At 65.1% G+C, this 17,747-nt stretch carries 17 protein-coding genes; 10 read left to right on the top strand and 7 right to left on the bottom strand.

Annotated features, from left to right (window positions below; genetic code table 11):
• Window positions 1-47 precede the first annotated feature (47 nt).
• The 7 genes from gnd to B5X78_RS05775 all read left to right on the top strand — a co-directional run bounded on the left by gnd (window position 48) and on the right by B5X78_RS05775 (window position 5,783).
• A complete protein-coding gene (gene gnd, locus B5X78_RS05805) occupies window positions 48-950 on the top strand; it encodes a phosphogluconate dehydrogenase (NAD(+)-dependent, decarboxylating) (RefSeq protein WP_079723490.1) in 903 nt (300 codons plus the stop codon).
• Window positions 951-1,074: 124 nt separating this feature from the next.
• Window positions 1,075-1,755: a type 1 glutamine amidotransferase domain-containing protein gene (locus B5X78_RS05800; protein WP_079723489.1), complete on the top strand. Its 681-nt coding sequence runs from the start codon at window positions 1,075-1,077 to the stop codon at window positions 1,753-1,755.
• Window positions 1,756-1,762: 7 nt separating this feature from the next.
• A complete protein-coding gene (locus B5X78_RS05795; protein WP_079723488.1) occupies window positions 1,763-2,050 on the top strand; it encodes a DUF3247 family protein in 288 nt (95 codons plus the stop codon).
• 11 nt (window positions 2,051-2,061) lie between these two features.
• The gene (locus B5X78_RS05790; RefSeq protein ID WP_079723487.1) at window positions 2,062-2,256 is read left to right on the top strand and encodes a CPXCG motif-containing cysteine-rich protein; all 195 of its coding nucleotides are present in this window, start codon (window positions 2,062-2,064) and stop codon (window positions 2,254-2,256) included.
• 63 nt (window positions 2,257-2,319) lie between these two features.
• The gene (locus tag B5X78_RS05785; protein ID WP_079724441.1) at window positions 2,320-3,627 is read left to right on the top strand and encodes a PQQ-dependent sugar dehydrogenase; all 1,308 of its coding nucleotides are present in this window, start codon (window positions 2,320-2,322) and stop codon (window positions 3,625-3,627) included.
• Window positions 3,628-3,719: 92 nt separating this feature from the next.
• Window positions 3,720-4,157, top strand: coding sequence for a hypothetical protein (locus B5X78_RS05780; RefSeq protein WP_079723486.1), 438 nt, complete (start codon window positions 3,720-3,722; stop codon window positions 4,155-4,157).
• 153 nt (window positions 4,158-4,310) lie between these two features.
• Window positions 4,311-5,783: a DUF1254 domain-containing protein gene (locus tag B5X78_RS05775; RefSeq protein ID WP_079723485.1), complete on the top strand. Its 1,473-nt coding sequence runs from the start codon at window positions 4,311-4,313 to the stop codon at window positions 5,781-5,783.
• A gap of 59 nt (window positions 5,784-5,842) precedes the next feature.
• On the opposite strand, the gene B5X78_RS05770 is transcribed toward B5X78_RS05775, so the two are convergent.
• Window positions 5,843-7,684, bottom strand: a complete 1,842-nt coding sequence (locus B5X78_RS05770; RefSeq protein ID WP_079723484.1) for an ABC transporter ATP-binding protein — start codon at window positions 7,682-7,684, stop codon at window positions 5,843-5,845.
• 159 nt (window positions 7,685-7,843) lie between these two features.
• Window positions 7,844-8,887 carry an oxidoreductase gene (locus tag B5X78_RS05765; protein WP_079723483.1) on the bottom strand — a complete coding sequence of 348 codons (1,044 nt, stop codon included), beginning with the start codon at window positions 8,885-8,887 and terminating at the stop codon, window positions 7,844-7,846.
• Window positions 8,888-9,116: 229 nt separating this feature from the next.
• Here B5X78_RS05765 and B5X78_RS05760 point away from each other — a divergent pair, with 229 nt between their 5' ends.
• Together B5X78_RS05760 and B5X78_RS05755 are read left to right on the top strand one after the other, a co-directional pair.
• Window positions 9,117-9,491 carry a BON domain-containing protein gene (locus B5X78_RS05760; protein ID WP_079723482.1) on the top strand — a complete coding sequence of 125 codons (375 nt, stop codon included), beginning with the start codon at window positions 9,117-9,119 and terminating at the stop codon, window positions 9,489-9,491.
• Window positions 9,492-9,644: 153 nt separating this feature from the next.
• Window positions 9,645-10,178, top strand: a complete 534-nt coding sequence (locus B5X78_RS05755; protein WP_079723481.1) for a lipocalin family protein — start codon at window positions 9,645-9,647, stop codon at window positions 10,176-10,178.
• A 14-nt stretch (window positions 10,179-10,192) separates the two neighbouring features.
• Here B5X78_RS05755 and B5X78_RS05750 read toward each other — a convergent pair whose 3' ends face one another.
• Window positions 10,193-10,543 (bottom strand): helix-turn-helix domain-containing protein, encoded by a 351-nt coding sequence (locus B5X78_RS05750; RefSeq protein WP_079723480.1) that lies wholly within the window; start codon window positions 10,541-10,543, stop codon window positions 10,193-10,195.
• A gap of 144 nt (window positions 10,544-10,687) precedes the next feature.
• On the opposite strand from B5X78_RS05750, the gene B5X78_RS05745 reads away from it, so the two are divergent.
• Window positions 10,688-10,936 (top strand): XAC0095 family protein, encoded by a 249-nt coding sequence (locus B5X78_RS05745; RefSeq protein WP_139381416.1) that lies wholly within the window; start codon window positions 10,688-10,690, stop codon window positions 10,934-10,936.
• A gap of 101 nt (window positions 10,937-11,037) precedes the next feature.
• On the opposite strand, the gene B5X78_RS05740 is transcribed toward B5X78_RS05745, so the two are convergent.
• From B5X78_RS05740 to B5X78_RS05725, 4 genes are all read right to left on the bottom strand, one after another.
• Complete coding sequence (locus tag B5X78_RS05740; protein ID WP_079723478.1) at window positions 11,038-12,459, bottom strand: efflux transporter outer membrane subunit; 1,422 nt, start codon at window positions 12,457-12,459, stop codon at window positions 11,038-11,040.
• Entirely contained in the window at window positions 12,453-13,187 is a 735-nt protein-coding gene (locus tag B5X78_RS05735; protein ID WP_079723477.1) for an SDR family oxidoreductase, read from the bottom strand. The genes B5X78_RS05740 and B5X78_RS05735 overlap by 7 nt, the downstream gene beginning before the upstream one ends.
• Before the next feature lie 27 nt (window positions 13,188-13,214).
• Complete coding sequence (locus tag B5X78_RS05730; RefSeq protein ID WP_079723476.1) at window positions 13,215-16,385, bottom strand: efflux RND transporter permease subunit; 3,171 nt, start codon at window positions 16,383-16,385, stop codon at window positions 13,215-13,217.
• A gap of 133 nt (window positions 16,386-16,518) precedes the next feature.
• On the bottom strand, window positions 16,519-17,730 hold the full coding sequence (locus B5X78_RS05725; RefSeq protein ID WP_079723475.1) for an efflux RND transporter periplasmic adaptor subunit: 1,212 nt from the start codon (window positions 17,728-17,730) through the stop codon (window positions 16,519-16,521).
• Window positions 17,731-17,747 lie beyond the last annotated feature (17 nt).

Raw genomic sequence — 17,747 nt, 5'->3', positions numbered from 1 at the left:
CCGCTTTCTCTTCCCACCTCACCGCAACAACGAACAGAGGATTCCTCATGGAACTGGCAATGATTGGATTGGGTCGCATGGGCGCCAACATGGCCGAACGGCTGCTGCGCGGTGGCCATCAGGTGCATGGCTTCGATCCCGGCGCGCCGGCGCGCGAACAGGCGGCCAGCCGCGGCATCCTCATTGCGCCCACGCTGGAAGCCACCATCGCCGCGCTGCCGAGCCCGCGCGTGGTCTGGATGATGGTGCCGGCCGACGTGGTGGACAGCACGCTCGACAGCCTGCTGCCGTTGCTGGCACCCGGCGATACGGTCATTGACGGCGGCAACTCCAACTACAAGTTGAGCCAGCGTCGCGGCGAACGTCTGGCCCAGGCCGGCCTGCATTACGTGGACTGCGGCACCAGCGGCGGCGTGTGGGGACTGGCCGAGGGTTACAGCCTGATGATTGGTGGCGAGGCTGCGGCCGTGGAAGTCTTGACGCCGATCTTCCAGACTCTGGCGCCCGCCGCCGATCGTGGCTGGGGTCGTGTCGGCCCGGGCGGCGCCGGCCACTTCACCAAGATGATCCACAACGGCATCGAATACGGAATGATGCAGGCCTTCGCCGAAGGCTTCGCCATCATGCAGCGCAAGCAGGAATTCGGCATGGACCTGCAGCAGGTCGCCGACATCTGGCGCGACGGCAGCGTGGTGCGTTCGTGGTTGCTGGATCTGACGGCCGACGCCCTGCGCAAGAATCCGGGCATGGCCGGCATCGCGCCCTACGTGGAAGACTCGGGCGAAGGCCGCTGGACGGTGGCCGAGGCCATTGATCTGAATGTCTCCGCGCCGGTCATCACGATGTCGCTGCTGGAGCGGCTGCGCTCGCGCGAGGATGATTCGTTCGCCGACAAGTTGCTGGCGGCGATGCGCAACGAATTCGGTGGCCACAAGATCAAGCAGGGCTGATCCCTGCGCTCGCCTGCGCCTGCGCCGCCGCCGGTGTCGCAGGCGAAGGCAGCGGGCTGCATTGACCGCTTCTTAGCGTCTGCCTTGATACCGTGGCGTCACCCCCGTCGCGAAAGTCCCGGTCATGAAGAAAATCCTGATGGTGCTGACCTCGCACGACAAGCTGGGTGACACCGGCAAGAAGACCGGCTTCTGGCTGGAAGAGTTCGCCGCGCCGTACTACGCGTTCAAGGATGCCGGCGCCGAGGTGGTGCTGGCGTCGCCGCTGGGCGGCCAGCCGCCGTTGGATCCGAAGAGCGATGCGCCCGATGCGCAGACGCCGGCCACCGTGCGCTTCAACGGCGACACCGAGGCCATCGCCGCGCTGGCGCAGACCCGCAAGCTGGCTGAAGTGGTGGATGCGGACGTGGATGCCGTGTTCTATCCCGGTGGCCATGGTCCGTTGTGGGATCTGGTCGACGATGCCGACTCGCTGCGTCTGATTGAAACCAAGTTCGCCGCCGGCAAGCCGGTGGCGGCGGTGTGCCATGGACCGGCGGTGCTGCGCAACGCCAAGGGTGCGCTGAGCCAGCCGCTGGTGAAGGACAAGCGCGTGACCGGTTTCAGCAACGAGGAAGAAGCCGCGGCGCAACTGACCGATGTCGTGCCCTTCCTGCTCGAGGACGCCTTGAAGGCGCAGGGCGCGCACTACGAAGCGGGTGCGGCGTTCCAGCCGCACGTGGTGGTCGATGGCCGGCTGGTGACGGGACAGAATCCGGCCTCATCCGAGCCGGCGGCGCAGGCAGTGCTGAAGTTGCTGGGCTGACACGCGCATGATCGAACATCCCGATCACCTGTACACCCGCCAGGCCGACATCCGCCAGCTGGAAGCGATGATCCAGCAGCTGCCGGATGAAGCACGGGTCGAACTGCATCTGACCGATGGCGCGCGCGTCACCGGCACGGTGGCCACGCGGCCCAGCGTGCAGGTGTTCCGCGACAGCGAAGGCGCGCAGGGATTCAACGCGGTGGTGCGCATCGATGACCAGCAGCATCCCGAGCAGGCCCACTACATCTGGATGGATCGGATCGCCCAAGTCGTGCACCTGGGTTCGGCCTGAGCCACGCGTCGATGCCGCAGCTGCCTTCCGCCGATATCGAATGTCCCTACTGTGGCGAAGTCATCACGGTGTTCGTGGATGACTCGGCCGGCGAACAGGACTACATCGAAGACTGCCAGGTCTGCTGCAAGCCGATCCAGATCCGGGTCCGCCTGGATGAGGACGGCATGCCCGAGGTGCAGGCACGCGGCCAGGACGATGCCTGATCGCTCTTGACGCGGCGTTCGCTGGCGGCGCGCCACGATGGGCCCACCTTCCGGGAGTTGCCCATGCGCTGGTCCGCTGGATTCACCCTGCTGCTGCTGATGCCGATGGCCTGCGCGCAGACCACATCGTCCAACACGGTGGTGGAAGTCGGTCCGAAAACGGTCTTGCCTGCGCCAAACAAGCAGACCATTCCCACGGTCAACATCGCACCCGCCGTGGGTTGGCCCGCCGGCAGCATGCCGACCGCCGCAGCGGGCTTGCGCGTACAAGCGTTCGCCACGGGCCTGGATCATCCACGCTGGTTGTACGTGTTGCCCAACGGTGATGTGCTGGTGGCCGAAACCAATGCGCCGCCCAAGCCCGGCGAAAAAGGCGGTTTCAAAGCCTGGGTCATGAAGCGCACCATGAAAAAGGCAGGCTCGGCCGTGCCCAGCGCCAACCGCATCCGTTTGTTGCGCGACGCCGACGGTGACGGCGTGGCCGAACTGCAGCAGGTGTTCCTGGCCAACCTGATGTCGCCGTTCGGCATGGCCTTGATCGGCGATCAGTTGTACATCGCCAATGCCGACGCGATCGTGCGCGTGCCCTATCAATCCGGACAGACCAGCATCGCCGCCACGCCGGTGAAAGTGGCCGACCTGCCGGGCGGACCGATCAATCACCACTGGACCAAGAGCCTGGTGGCCAGCGCCGACGGCACGCATCTGTATGCCGGCATCGGCTCCAACAGCAACGTTGGCGAGAACGGCCTGCAGAACGAAACCGATCGCGCGGCCATCCTGGAAGTGGATGTGGCCACGGGCCAACACCGCGTGTTTGCTTCCGGCCTGCGCAATCCGGTGGGCCTGGCCTGGCAGCCCGGCACCAAAGCCTTGTGGGTGGTGGTCAACGAGCGCGACGAGATCGGCGATCAGCTGGTGCCGGATTACCTCACCCGCGTGCGCGAAGGCGCCTTCTACGGCTGGCCCTACAGCTACTACGGCCAGCACGTGGATGCGCGGGTCAAGCCGCAGGACCCGGCCAAGGTGGCGCAGGCGATCGCACCGGACTACGCCCTGGGCGCGCACGTGGCCGCGCTCGTACTGACCTTCTCGCAGGCGCGTGGTTTTCCGGCGACCTATGCGAATGGCGCCTTCATCGGCCTGCACGGTTCGTGGAATCGCGCCAAACCGGTGGGCTACAAGGTGGTGTTCGTGCCGTTCGCTTCCGGGCAACCCGATGGCATGCCGATCGATGTGCTGACCGGCTTCCTCGACAAGGATGGCAACGCACGTGGCCGTCCGGTCGGGGTGGCGTTCGACCAGCACGGCGCCTTGCTGGTGGCCGATGATGTCGGCAACACCCTCTGGCGCGTCTCGTCGGCGCCGTGATCGGGGACGCGGCCACGCGCACAATTCTGTAATCGCCGTTCGCTTTTTTGCGGGAGTATGCTCGGGCCGTCCATCACGCCTGGGGAAGGCATATGAACGCAACACTGGATTTGCCGCGCGGAAAAGGCTTCTGGGTGCTTGGCATTCTTGCGCTGCTGTGGAATCTCATCGGCGTGGCCATGTTCTTCCTGCAGCTCAACATGTCGCCGGAACAGGTGGCCCTGATGCCCGAGGCCGATCAGACCATCTACAACGCGCTGCCGCAGTGGCTGTACGTGGTGTTTGGCATCGCCGTGTTTGGCGGCGTGCTCGGCGCGATTGGCCTGCTGATGCAGAAGCGCTGGGCGGTGACGATGTTCTTCGTTTCCCTGCTGGCGATTCTGGCGCAGACCGTGGGCATGTTCACCTCGACGCCCGCCTGGGATCTGAAGGGCATCTCGACGTTGTTCATGCCGGTGATCCTGATCCTCATCGCCTTGTATCTGTGGTGGTACTCGCAGAAGGCGGCCGTGCGTGGCTGGTTGAACTAGACCGGCGTCCGACCCGTTCCGATTCCAGTAGTTTTACTGGCAATCCAGACGGGTATTTGCGCAAGACACTGCGTCCTCGCGCTCCTATGCTTCGGCCAACGTCGCGCAACCATCACGGTTGCGCGACGGCCCCGCCCATCAGGAGTTGCCGAGATGATCCATTCCCGTTGGTTCCTGCCCGTGGCCTGCGCCGCGGCTGTCGCGCTGGCACTGCCCGGCTGCAAGCGCGAACCCGAAGCCGTCGCCCCCGCCACCGATGCGGCGCCCGCCGCCACGGCCCCCGCCGTGACCGCCAGCAACGAACTGACCGACATCGCCAAGGAGGCCTATATCTACGGCTATCCGATGGTCGACAACTATCGCGTGCAGTATTCGTACTTCGTCGATAGCAAGAGTCCGGAATACAAGGGTGGCTGGAACGAAATCCACAACACCGCGCGCGTGTTCACCCCGGATGACAAGACCATCCAGACACCCAACTCGGACACGCCGTACTCGGCGCTGGGCGCGGATCTGCGCGCCGAGCCGCTGGTCATCAGCGTGCCGGCGGTGGAGAAGGGCCGCTACTACTCGGCGCAGTTCGTCGACATGTACACCTACAACTTCGCCTACGTGGGCAGTCGCGCCACCGGCAATGACGCCGGCAATTACCTGCTGGCCGGACCGGACTGGAAGGGCGACACGCCGGCCGGCATCAAGCAGGTGATCCGCTCGGAGACGCAGCTGGCCTTTGTGCTGTTCCGCACGCAGCTGTTCGACGCCAAGGACATCGACAAGGTCAAGAAGATCCAGGCCGGCTACAAGGCGCAGCCCTTGTCGAGCTTCCTGAAGACCGCGCCGCCGCCGCCCGCTCCGAAGATCGACTTCATCGCACCGCTGACGCCCGAGCAGCAGAAGACCTCGCCGGAGTTCTTCCGGGTGCTCAACTTCCTGCTGCAGTTCACCCCGCCCGTGCCCAGCGAGACCGATCTGATGGCACGCTTCGCGAAGATCGGCGTGGGCGCCGGCAAGCCCTTCGATCCCGCGCAACTGCCGCCGGAAACGCGCAAGGCCGTCGACGACGGCATCGCTGCGGCCTGGAAGACCTTCAACGACTACAAGCTGGGCCAGATCGACACCGGCAAGGAAAGCAGCGCCGACGCCTTTGGCACGCGCGATCACCTGCAGGGCAACTATCTGCGGCGGATGGCCGGGGCCGTGCTGGGCATCTATGGCAACTCTAAGGATGAAGCGATCTATCCGGCGTACTTCGTCGACGCCAACGGCGCCAAGCTGGACGGCGCCGGTGGCGGCTACACGCTGCGCCTGGCCGCCGATCAGTTGCCGCCCGTGAACGCATTCTGGTCGGTGACGCTGTACGAACTGCCCTCCAGCCTGCTCAGCGTCAATCCGCTCAACCGCTATCTGATCAATTCCTCGATGTTGCCATCGCTGAAGAAGGACGCCGATGGCGGGGTGACGATCTACGTGCAGCACGAATCGCCGGGCAAGGACAAGGAAGCCAACTGGCTGCCGGCGCCCAAAGGGCCATTCTTCCTTGCGATGCGCCTGTACTGGCCGAAACCCGAGGCGTTGGACGGTTCCTGGAAGGCGCCGCCGCTGCAGCCGGTGGCCGCCGCGCCGTGACGGCATCCGGGCTGGCTACCAATCAGTAGCCAGCCCACTGCAGGCGTGACGCCTGCCAGTCAGTGCGCTTCGCTCAGATCCAGGCCGATGAAGCCACCGGATTGGCGACGCCACAGCGCGGCGTACAGCCCGTCCTGTGCGAGCAGTTCTTCGTGGCTGCCGGTCTCGATGATCCGGCCTTCGTCCATCACCACCAGGCGATCGAGTACGGCGATGGTGGACAGACGATGGGCAATCGCGATCACCGTCTTGCCCTCCATCAATGCGTACAGCTGCTCCTGGATGGCAGCCTCGATTTCCGAGTCCAGTGCGGACGTCGCCTCGTCCAGCACCAGGATCGGCGCATCCTTGAGCAGCACGCGGGCGATGGCCACGCGCTGGCGCTGGCCACCGGAAAGCTTGACGCCGCGCTCGCCGACATGGGTGTCGTAGGCGCTGCGTCCCTTGGCGTCGGTCAGGGTGCGGATGAACTCGTCGGCATGCGCCTGCTGCGCTGCGCGTTCGATCATGCCTTCGCTGGCATCGGGACGCCCGTAGCGGATGTTGTCGCGGATCGAACGGTGCAGCAGCGAGGTGTCCTGGGTGACCATGCCGATATTGCCGCGCAGCGATTCCTGGGTGACCTGCGCGATGTCCTGGCGGTCGATCAGGATGCGCCCGCCTTCCAGGTCGTAGAAACGCAGTAGCAGGTTGACCAGGGTGGATTTGCCGGCGCCGGAGCGCCCGACGATGCCGACCTTCTCGCCCGGCTTGATCACCAGCGACAGATCCTGGATCACCTTGGACTGGCGACCGTAGTGGAACTGCAGGTGCTCGAAACGGATCTCGCCGTGCTCCACTTCCAGCTCGCGCGCGCCGGCATCGGTGATGGCCAGCGGCTGGGCGATGGTCTGCATGCCGTCCTGCACGGTGCCGATGTTCTCGAACAGGCCGGCCACTTCCCACAGGATCCAGTCCGACATCGAGCGGATGCGCATCACCAGGGCGATCGCCACGGCGATCGCGCCCAGTGAAATCCCGCCCTGCTGCCAGGCCAGCACGGCGATACCGCCGATGCTCGCCAGCAGCAAGGCATTGATGCTGTGCAGGCTGACCGTCAGCAGGGTCACCAGGCGCATCTGCCGGTGCACCGTGACCATGAACTCGTCCATCGCATCGCGCGCGTAGTCCTGTTCGCGCAGGGTGTGCGCGAACAGCTTGATGGTCTGGATGTTGGTGTAGCTGTCGACGATGCGGCCGGTCATCTGCGCACGCGCATCGGACTGCTCGGCGGACACCTTCTGCAGGCGCGGCACGAAGATCACCAGGATGGCGATGTAGCCTGCCAGCCACAGCACCAGCGGAATGACCAGGCGGATATCGGCCCGGCCCACCAGGATCGCGGTACCGACGAAGTAGACGACGACGTAGACGAACACGTCCATCAGCTTCATCACGGTCTCGCGGATCGACAGCGCCGTCTGCATGACCTTTTGCGAAATGCGCCCGGCGAATTCGTCCTGGAAGAACGACACGCTCTGGCGCAACAGATAGCGGTGCGACAACCAGCGCGCGATCATCGGGTAGTTGCCCCAGATCGTCTGGTGGATGATCAGCGCCTGCAGCAGCACCAGCAGCGGAAAAACCACCACCACCAGCGCCGCCATGCCGAGCAGGGTCTGCCCGTGGACGGCGAAGAAGGTGGCGCGATCGGCCTTGCCCAGCCAGTCGACCAGATCGCCCATGAAATCGAAGAACACGATTTCCAGTGCGGAGATGGTGCCGGTCAGCAGCGACATCACCAGCAGCCAGGGCACCAGCGGACGCGAGAAATGCAGCAGGAACGCGAACAGCGTGCGCGGTGGCGTCGCCGGCTCGCCGGCCGGGTAGATGTCGATTTGTTTTTCGAAGAATCGGAACATGCGGGGGCAGTCGTCCGGTGGAGGTGCAGGAAAACGGGCAACGCTCATCCCTGCGGTCCGCTCAAGGCGAACGGAATCGTGATGGCAGGGGACGCGCCATTGTACTCCCGGCGTTGCGTGCCGAAGGCCTTTCCGCATGCCGCACTGCGGCACACGGCATCACGCCACGGTGAGCTCGCGACGCTCGGCATTGCTGCGTTCACCCAACGCGATCAGGCGCATCAGCGCCAGTGCCTGCTCTGCGCTTACCGGCGGCGGCGTGCCATCGACCATGGCCGCATGCATGGCCTGGTAGTAGCGCCGGTAGTCGCCGGGTTGGCTGGGCAGGGTCTGCACGGAGACATGGCCTTCGCCATCGACCAGCTCGAGGCGACCGGATTCCGAGTCTTCGCCCCACCCCATCTCGCCCGGCTGCGTGCCGGCGCGCAGCGCCTGTTCCTGCCCATCGAGCCCGTGCTTCTGATAGCTGCCGCGCTGCCCATGGACGGCAAAGCGGAGTCCGTTGGCGGCGACCAGGCTTCCCGCATGCAGATGCACGCGGCACCGGCGGTAACGAAGCTGCGCATGGAAGTAGTCAGGCGCCTGCGCGTCCTGGCGCTGCAGGGCCAGATCTACCTGCAAGGCCAGCGGCATGCCGAACAGTTGCACCGCCTGATCGAGCAGATGCGGCCCCAGGTCGAACCACAGGCCGGCGCCCGCCGCGGCACTCTCGCGCCAGCGCGACTGCACTTGCGGTCGGTAGCGATCAAAATGCGAATGCAATTCGGCGATGTCACCCAATACATCGTCGCGGACCAGCTGCTGCACGGTCAGGAAATCCGCGTCCCAGCGCCGGTTCTGGAAAACACTCACCAGTCTTCCACGGTCGCGGGCGCGGGCGATGACCGATTCCGCCTCGGCCACGGTCACGGTGAACGGCTTGTCCACCACCACATGCTTGCCATGGTCCAACGCCGCCAACGCCAACGACGCATGGCTGTCGTTGGGCGAGGCGATCACCACCAGATCAATGGCCGGATCGGCAAAGGCCTGCTGCGCGTCCGCCACCACGCGCATGTGCGGCAGGTCCGCATGGACCTTGCCGGCATCGCGGGAGACCACCGTATGCAGATGAAAACCGGGCGTATGCGACAGCAGGGGGGCGTGGAACACCTTGCCGACATATCCATAGCCAATCAGGGCGACATTGAGTGGGGTCGTCATCGCACGAATCCGCTGAAGAGGGATGGATTATGAGTTGAAACGCAGCGAGCGCGAAGACGGCCAGGGCGTGCGGAGATTCATGCTGCCAATCGACATGGCACTGGCAGGGCCGCGCCTGTCACCTGAATGCGCTCCAACCTTGCCGATGCGGTAACGCTGCTTTTCACGCTCACTGTACGACGGCGTGGCAAGACTTCGCTCTCATCAACACCACGCAGGAGGATCTTCCATGAAGTCCACGCATGCTTCCAGGACGCTGCTGACCGCCGCACTGAGCAGCGGACTGCTGTTCGCCACTGCCACCGTGCTTGCCCTGCCTGAAACCGAGCCGGAAGAACAGAACCGGGCGCAGGCCGACAAGCACAAGGGTGAGTCGGAGCAACCCGCCAGCGATACCTGGATCACCACCAAGGTGAAGGCGGATCTGCTGGCCACGGAAGATGTTTCCGGCCTGGATATCAAGGTGGAAACGGTCAACGGCGTGGTCAGCCTGAGCGGTCGCGTCGACAGCCAGGCGCAGATCGACAAGGCCGTGTCGGTATCGCGCGCCATCAAGGGTGTCAGCAAGGTCGACAGCAAGGGCTTGAAGGTGGGCAAGCCGTAAGCCGGCAACGTTTCCCGGGCCGCATCCCGCCGCGGCCTGCAGCAGGTGGCACGGGTCGCGGGGTGTTTTCCAGCGAAGAGAACATCCCGCGGCCCTTCTTGTATTCGCCGCATCCCACGCTCGTACCTTTTCCCGCAGAAGAAGGATTGAACGATGGCACGCTTGCTGCTGATGCTGGGCCTGTTGCTGATCACCGCCGCTTCCCAGGCCGCGCAGCCGTTGACCTCGGTACCTCGGCTGGATGTGCCACGCTACGCCGGGCAGTGGTATGAGATTGCCCACCTGCCCATGCGATACCAGAAGGATTGCCTCACCGATATCACCGCCAACTACACGGTGAAGCCGGATGGCAGCATCGCGGTCCGCAATACCTGTCGCACCGCCAAGGGCACGGAGGTGGCCGAGGGCGTTGCCAGGCCGGTGCCCGGACATCCCGCACGCCTGGAAGTGAGTTTCGCACCCGGGTGGTTGTCGTGGTTGCCCTTCGTGTGGGCGGACTATTGGGTGATCGCGATCGATCCCGACTATCAGTGGGCAATCGTCGGTGAGCCGGATCGCGACTATCTGTGGATACTGTCGCGCTCACCCAGCATGGAGCGTGCGCGCTTCGAATCCCTCAAGGCACGCGCCGCCGCCATGGGCCATGACCTGGAACCGTTGATCATTCCCGCCGGCACGCTGCGCTGAGCCGCTGGCCTGCGTCACTCGGAGTAGCTGATCAACTCCAGCAAGGCCTTGCGCTTGCGCTCCGTCATTTTTCCGAGCGAATGCAGAATCCGGCGCGTCTCCGGTGGCAGCGCATAATCGGTGAGTGCTTCGGAAAGACCCGAACGGCGCATCGCACCTTCGCCCGTTTCCAGCCAGTAGGCGTCCACGCCCAACAATCGTGCGAGCGAACCGATCTTGCTGGTGCTCTTGCTGATATCCCGCTCCAGTGCGGAATAACTCGGCTGCGTGATTCCGACAGCTTCGGCCAGCTCGCCTTGCGTCATTCCGCTGGCGCTTCTTGCCTGCAGCAATCTCTTCCCTAAGGTGTCGCTGACTTTGACCATGTGCTTACGCTAACCGGAGCACGGGATCGCGGGCAAACAGTCTTCTCTATCGATGAAACATATGCAATGGTGGAGACGCAGGACGGGTGTTCCTGATGCGTGCAAAAAATCACACTCGGTCGCGATTTCGCAGGAGCAGGAAACGTGCAGCAAGCGATGGATGTCACTACGCAAGCCGAGCCGGGGGTTTACTGTTTCAGCGAAGACACGCAACTGGAGTTGATCCAGTTGCGCGATCGCATGGCGTTGTACGCCGACATGATCGCGGCGGGCGACGAGCGCGGTGCCGACGCTTCGTTGACGTTGTCGACGCGCCAGCTGGCCGCTTGCTTCCGCGAGATGGCGGCGGATCTGGGCCTGGTGCTAGGACGCACGGTCTGGCGTCGCGCCTGAGAGGCTTTTGCCCTCACCCCAGGTCCCGTTTGCTGGAGAGCAGGTGCGGGACACCTTCCGGCCCTGGCGGCCGGAAGGAGGGGTGGGGCAATTCTCTGGCGTCAGTAGTGACCCACGCTTGCCAGCGTGGGATCGACATCGGCCTCGCCCCAGCCACCGAGCGACTTGTACACCGCCACCACGCCCACGTTGACGCCGGCTTCGGCCTGCGCCAAGGCATCGTCGGCGGCCAGCTGGGTACGCTGTGCATCGAGCAGGGTCAGGAAGTCGGACGCACCGGCGCGATAGCGCGCGTCGGCCAACTCCGAAGCACGCCGGGCTGCGTTGGCCTGTTCGCTGACGCGCAACAACTGCGTCTGTCGTTTGCCATAGCCCATCAGCGCGTTCTCGGTATCTTCCAGCGCCGCCAGCACGGCCTTTTCATACTCGGCCAGTGCGCCATCATTCTGTGCCTCGGTCGCACGCAAGCGCGCACGCACGCTGCCCAGGTCGAAGGCCGCCCAGCTCACCGACGGCGTCACCGCCCAGGCCTTGTTGTCGCCATTGACCAGGCCGCTGAAATCCCCGGCAAGAAACCCGACGAAACCGCGGATGCTGACGCGCGGGAACAGGTCTGCGGTGGCCACGCCGACGCGTGCCGTGGCGGAGGCCAAGCGGCGTTCTGCCGCGCGCACGTCCGGACGTTGCCGCAACAACTGGGTGGTATCGCCAATCGCCAAAGCCTTCACCAGCGCCGGCGTCGGGCGTGCGACCAATACCGCATCCAGGGTGCCGGGTCGCCGACCCGTCAGCACCTCGATGCGATGACGCGACTGCGCCTCGGCCGTTTCCAGGACCGGCAGGCTGGCTTCGATTGCCTTCATCCGCGCCAGGCTGCTCTGCACTTCCAGTTCGGTGCCGGCGCCCAGGCGCCAGCGCGATTCGGTCAGGCGCTGGGTCTCGCCGAGGTTGTCCAGGGTCTTGCGCGCCACCTCGAGCCGTTGCTGGTAGCCACGCAACTCGAAGTAGTTGCGCGCCAGTTCGGCGGCGACACTGACCTGCATGGCCGCCATGTCGTTGCGTTGCGCCTGCAGATCCGCATGCGCGGCCTCGGCGGAGCGGCGCACGCGGCCAAACAGATCCAGTTCCCAGGCCGCATCGAAGCCGACGCTGTCCACTTCGGTTTCAACGCGACCCGCGCCCGGCACCGCTTGCTTGCTGCGGGTCTGTTCGGCGCCGAGCGTCACGTGTGGCGCCAGATCGAGGCGACGTTCGCTGAACACCGCGCGCGCCTCGGCCACGCGCGAGGCGGCAATCCACAGATCCGGATTGGCGGCCAGGCCGTCGGCAATCAGCTGATCCAGGGTGGGATCGCCAAACTGCGACCACCAGTTGGCGACCGGCCGTTCGGCGGTGAAGGAGTCGGCCTGCGCGCTGGGCAGGGCGGCCGGCGCCAGTTCCGGCGCGCGGTAATCCGGCCCCACCGTGGCGCAGGCAGCCAGCAGCGAGGCGGCGAGTAGGGTGATGAGAGGACGGATTACCATGGCAGTTCCTGATCCTGGTAGTAGAAGCCCGCCGTCGGGCCGTCGTTGTCGATCAACGCCAGCGCCACGCTGGTGCGCGCGCCGTCGGCGATTTCCAGTTCGCCTTCACCGGCATTCATGTCGGTGCGCACGTAACCGGGGTGGATGGTGTTGACCTTGATCGGGGTGTCGCGCAGTTCGTAAGCCAGCTGCACGGTCCACGCATTCACTGCGCTCTTGGACACGTTGTACGCCGGCACCTTGAAGTCGTAGATCGGCGAGGCGGGATCCTTGTGCAGCGCCACCGAGCCCAGGATGCTGGACACGTTGACGATGCGTCCGGCCGGCGACTGCCGGATCAGCGGCAGGAACGCCTGGGTCACCGCGATCACGCCGAACACATTGGTGTCGAAGGTCTTGCGCCAGGTGTCCAGGCTCTGCGCCGACACCGGCTTGCCGGGTTCATCGACGAGGATGCCGGCGTTGTTGACCAGGATGTCGAGACGACCGTGGCGCGCTTCCACCGCGCTCACCGCCTGCGCAATGCTGGCGGCGTCGGTGACGTCCAGGGTGATCGCTTCCACCGGCAAGCCTTCAGCCTGCAACTGCAGCGCGGCCTGCACCGACTTCTCGCGATCACGACCGGCCAACAGCGTATGCACGCCGGCTTCGGCCAACTGGCGCACAGTGTGCAGACCAATGCCGCGGGTGGCGCCGGTGACGAGGGCAATCTTGCTTGAGTTGTTCATGGGGATTCCAGAAAAGGGGGTGTGGATTCAGACGTGGGCGGTGGCGGCTTCGCCCGCCGGTGCATGCGACACCAGCGGACGCCCGGCCAGCTTGCGCAGCGCCACGTAGAACACCGGGGTCAGGAACAGACCGAACAGGGTCACGCCCAGCATGCCGGCAAACACGGTGATGCCGGTGACCGAGCGCACCTCGGCGCCGGCGCCGGTGGACATCACCAGCGGGATGGTGCCGGCAATGAAGGCCACCGAGGTCATCACGATTGGACGCAGGCGCAGGCGGCAGGCTTCCAGTGCGGATTCCACGATGCCCTTGCCCTGCAGTTCAAGCTCGCGGGCGAACTCGACGATCAGGATGGCGTTCTTGCACGCCAGGCCCATCAACACCACCAGGCCCACCTGCACGAACACGTTGTTGTCGCCGCCAATCAACCAGATGCCACTCAACGCGGACAGCAGGGTCATCGGCACGATCAGGATCACCGCCAGCGGCAGGGTCCAGCTCTCATACAGCGCGGCCAGCACCAGGAAGGCCAGCAGCACCGCCAGCGGGAACACCACCAGCGCGGCCTTGCCCTGGGTCGCCTGCTGGTAGCTCAGGTCGCTCCAGTCGATGCCCATGCCGGTCGGCAACACTTTCTCCGCCAGCTCGGTGACCTTGGCCATGGCTTCACCCGAGGACATGATGCGCGGGTCGGCATCGCCCAGCAGATCCGCAGCCGGATAGCCGTTGAAGCGGATCACCGGATCCGGGCCGTAGGTCTGCTTGATGTTGACCATGCTGCCGATCGGTACCATCTCGCCATTGGCATTGCGCGTACGCAGGTTGGCGATGTCCTCGACGTTGTCGCGGAACGGGCCATCAGCCTGCGCAATCACCTGCCAGGTACGACCAAACATGTTGAAGTCGTTGACGTAGGCCGAGCCCAGGTAGGTCTGCAGCGTGTCGAACAACTCGGTCAGCGGCACGCCCTGGGCCTTGGCCTTGACGCGATCCACTTCCGCATCCAGCTGCGGCACGTTGGCCTGGTAGCTGCTGATCGGGAAGCCCAGGCCGGGCGTCTGCGAGGCGGCACCCTGGAACGCCTGCACCGCACTCTGCAATTCGCCATAACCCAGACGCGTGCGGTCTTCGACGAACAGCGACCAGCCCGAACCATTGCCCAGGCCCTGGATGGGCGGCGGCATGAAGGCGAAGGTGAAGCCTTCTTCAATCGTCGAGAACTTGGCGTTCAACTCGGCCGAGATCTGCTCGGCGCTGTTCTTGCGCTCACCGAAGGGCTTGAGGTTGAAGAACACCACGCCGCTGTTGGGCGTGTTGGTGAATTGCAGCGGGTTCAGGCCGGGGAAGGCGATCTCGTCCTGCACGCCTTCCACTTCCATCGCCATCTTGGCCATCTTCTTCAGCACCGCGTCGGTACGCTCGATCGAGGCGCCTTCCGGCATCTTCACGCCGGCAATCAGGTACAGCTTGTCCTGCACCGGGATGAAGCCCGCCGGCACCGCCTTGAACATCACGCCCGCGCCAATCAGCAGCACGGCATAGACCGCGAACACCGCGCCACGACGGCCGAGCGAACGCTTGACCTGGCGCTCATAGCCTTCCGAGCTGCGCTTGAAGAAGCGATTGAACGGACGGAACAGCCAGCCGAACAGACGATCGATCAGGCGCGACGGCGCATCCTTCTCGGCATCATGCGGGCGCAACAGCTTGGCAGCCAGCGCCGGCGACAGGGTCAGCGAGTTGATCGCCGAGATCACCGTGGAGATGGCGATGGTCACCGCGAACTGCTTGTAGAACTGGCCGGTCACGCCGGTCAGGAACGCCATCGGCACGAACACCGCACACAATACCAGCGCGATCGCGATGATCGGTCCCGAGACTTCCTTCATCGCCAGATGCGCGGCTTCCAGCGGAGTGGCGCCGTGCTCGATGTGGCGCTCGACGTTCTCCACCACCACGATGGCGTCATCCACCACGATGCCGATCGCCAGCACCAGCCCGAACAGGGTCAGCGTATTGATCGAGAAGCCCAGCACATACAGCACCGCGAACGTGCCCACGATCGACACCGGTACCGCGATCAACGGAATGATCGAGGCGCGCCAGGTCTGCAGGAACAGGATCACCACCAGCACCACCAGCAGCGTGGCTTCCAGCAGGGTGGTGATGACCGACTTGATCGAATCCCGCACGAACACCGTGGTGTCGTAGACCGAGGTGATTTCCACGCCCGGCGGCAACTTCTTGCGGATTTCGGCCATCTTCTCGATGACGGCGTCGCGGATGTTCAGCGCGTTGGCGCCCGGCGCCTGGAAGATACCGATGGCCGAGGCGTTCATGCCATTCAAGCGCGCACGCAGGGTGTAGTCACCGGCGGCCAGTTCGATGCGGGCCACGTCGGCCAGGCGCACGATCTCGCCGTCATTGCCAGCCTTGAGCACGATGTCACCGAACTCCTCGGTGGTTTCCAGCCGGCCCTTGGCGTTGATCGGCAGCAGGAAGTCGCTGCCGTTGGGCATCGGTTCGGCGCCCAGCTGGCCGGCCGAAACCTGCACGTTCTGCTCGCGCACGGCGCGCAGCACGTCGCTGGCGGTCAGGCCGCGCGCGGCCACCTTGTCCGGATCCAGCCACAGGCGCATGGCGTAGTCGCCGCCGCCAAAGGCCTGCGCGTCACCGACGCCGGGGATGCGCGCCATCTCGTCTTTCACATGCAGGCGCATGTAGTTGCGCAGGTACAGCGAGTCGTACTTGTTGTCCTTGGACACCAGGTGCACGACCATCAGGAACACCGGCGACTGCTTCTGCGTGGTCACGCCTTGCCGGCGCACGTCTTCAGGCAGACGTGCCAGCGCCTGCGAGACGCGGTTCTGCACGCGCACCGCCGCTTCATCGGCGTCGGTGCCCGGGCGGAAGGTGACGGTCAGCTGCAACACGCCATCGGAGCCGGCGACGGACTTGACGTACATCGAGTCCTCCACGCCGTTGATGGCTTCTTCCAGCGGCGTGGCCACGGTTTCGGCAATGACCTTGGGGTTGGCGCCTGGATAGACGGTGCGCACCATTACGGACGGCGGCACCACTTCGGGGTATTCGCCAATCGGCAGCATCGGGATGGCGATCAGGCCGGCGGCGAAGATCACGATCGACAACACCGCGGCAAAGATCGGCCGGTCGATGAAGAATCGGGAGAAGTCCATGGGTGGATTTCCTTGGAAAAGGGAAAGCAAAGGGCTGCTCCTCGTCCGTACAGGACGAGGAGGGGAGTTCCGTCGTGGTCGTGCGGGCGGGTCCGCGGCGTCGGTCGGCGCGTACGGACCCGTTGGGGCGGTCTTACTTCATGGCGACCGCAGCCGGCGGCGGAGCATCGCTGGCGCCCATCGCCACCGTCTTGGCCTGCACCGGCATGCCCGGGAAGAACACCTTCTGCACGCCGCTGACGATCACGCGGTCACCGGCCTGCAGGCCTTGTTCGACAATCCGCAGGTTGCCCTGCTTGCGGCCCAGAGTCACATCACGTCGTTGCGCCTGGCTCTTGGCGTCGACCACGTAGACGTACTTGCGATCCTGATCGGTCAACACCGCCTTGTCGTCCACCAGCGCGGCCTTGAACTCGCCGCTGCCGAGCAGGCGCACGCGCGCATACAGGCCGGGCGTGAACACGCGATCCTGGTTGTCGAGCAGGGCGCGTGCGCGGATGGTGCCGGTGCTGCGATCGACCTGGTTGTCGAGGAAGTCGACCGTGCCGTTGTGCGGGAAGCCGGCTTCATCGGCCAGCGCCACCTGCACCGGCAACTTGCCGTCACGCTCGCTCGGGCGTTCGCCCTTGCGCGCCATTTCGGCATAGCGCAGGTAGGTGCGCTCGTCGGCGTCGAAGTGCACATGTACCTTGTCCAGCGACACCAGCGTGGTCAGCACGCTGGCCGCATCGCCGGCGGACACCAGGTTGCCGGCGGTGACCAGCGCACGACCGGCACGGCCGTCGATGGGCGCACGCACCTGGGTGAACTCCAGATTGAGCCTGGCCGAATCGACCGCGGCGCGCGCGGCGGCGACATTGGCCTGGGCCTGTCCGGAGGCGGAACGACGCTGCTCGTACTCTTCAGTGGAGATGGCCTGGATTTCCGACAGCTTCAGCGCGCGGGCGGCTTCACTGCGGCCCAGTTCGGCCTGGGTGCTGGCGCGCGCAAGTTCGGCCTGGGCGCGTGCCAGCTCGGCGCGATAGCTGCGCGAGTCGATGGTGAAGAGCACATCGCCCTTCTTCACTTCCTGGCCTTCGACATAGTTCACGCGATCGATGTAGCCGGAAACGCGCGGGCGCAGGTCGACGCTTTCAACCGCTTCGATGCGGCCGCTGAATTCGTCCCACTGGCTGATCGGCTTGATCAGCACCGGCGCGACACTGACGGCGGGCGGCGGCGGTGCGCCGGTTTCGCTGGCCTGGCCGCCACTGCAACCAACCAGCACCGCGGCCGCCAGCAGGCTGACGGCGGCAAGGGCGAGGGTGCGTCGCGTACGCGGCGCAGAAAGAACGTGCTTGTTCATGGGGAATCTCGGGTGGT

The sequence above is a fragment of the Pseudoxanthomonas indica genome (assembly GCF_900167565.1).
Lineage (GTDB): Bacteria > Pseudomonadota > Gammaproteobacteria > Xanthomonadales > Xanthomonadaceae > Pseudoxanthomonas_A > Pseudoxanthomonas_A indica.
This window is presented reverse-complemented; position numbering and strand designations above follow the sequence as displayed.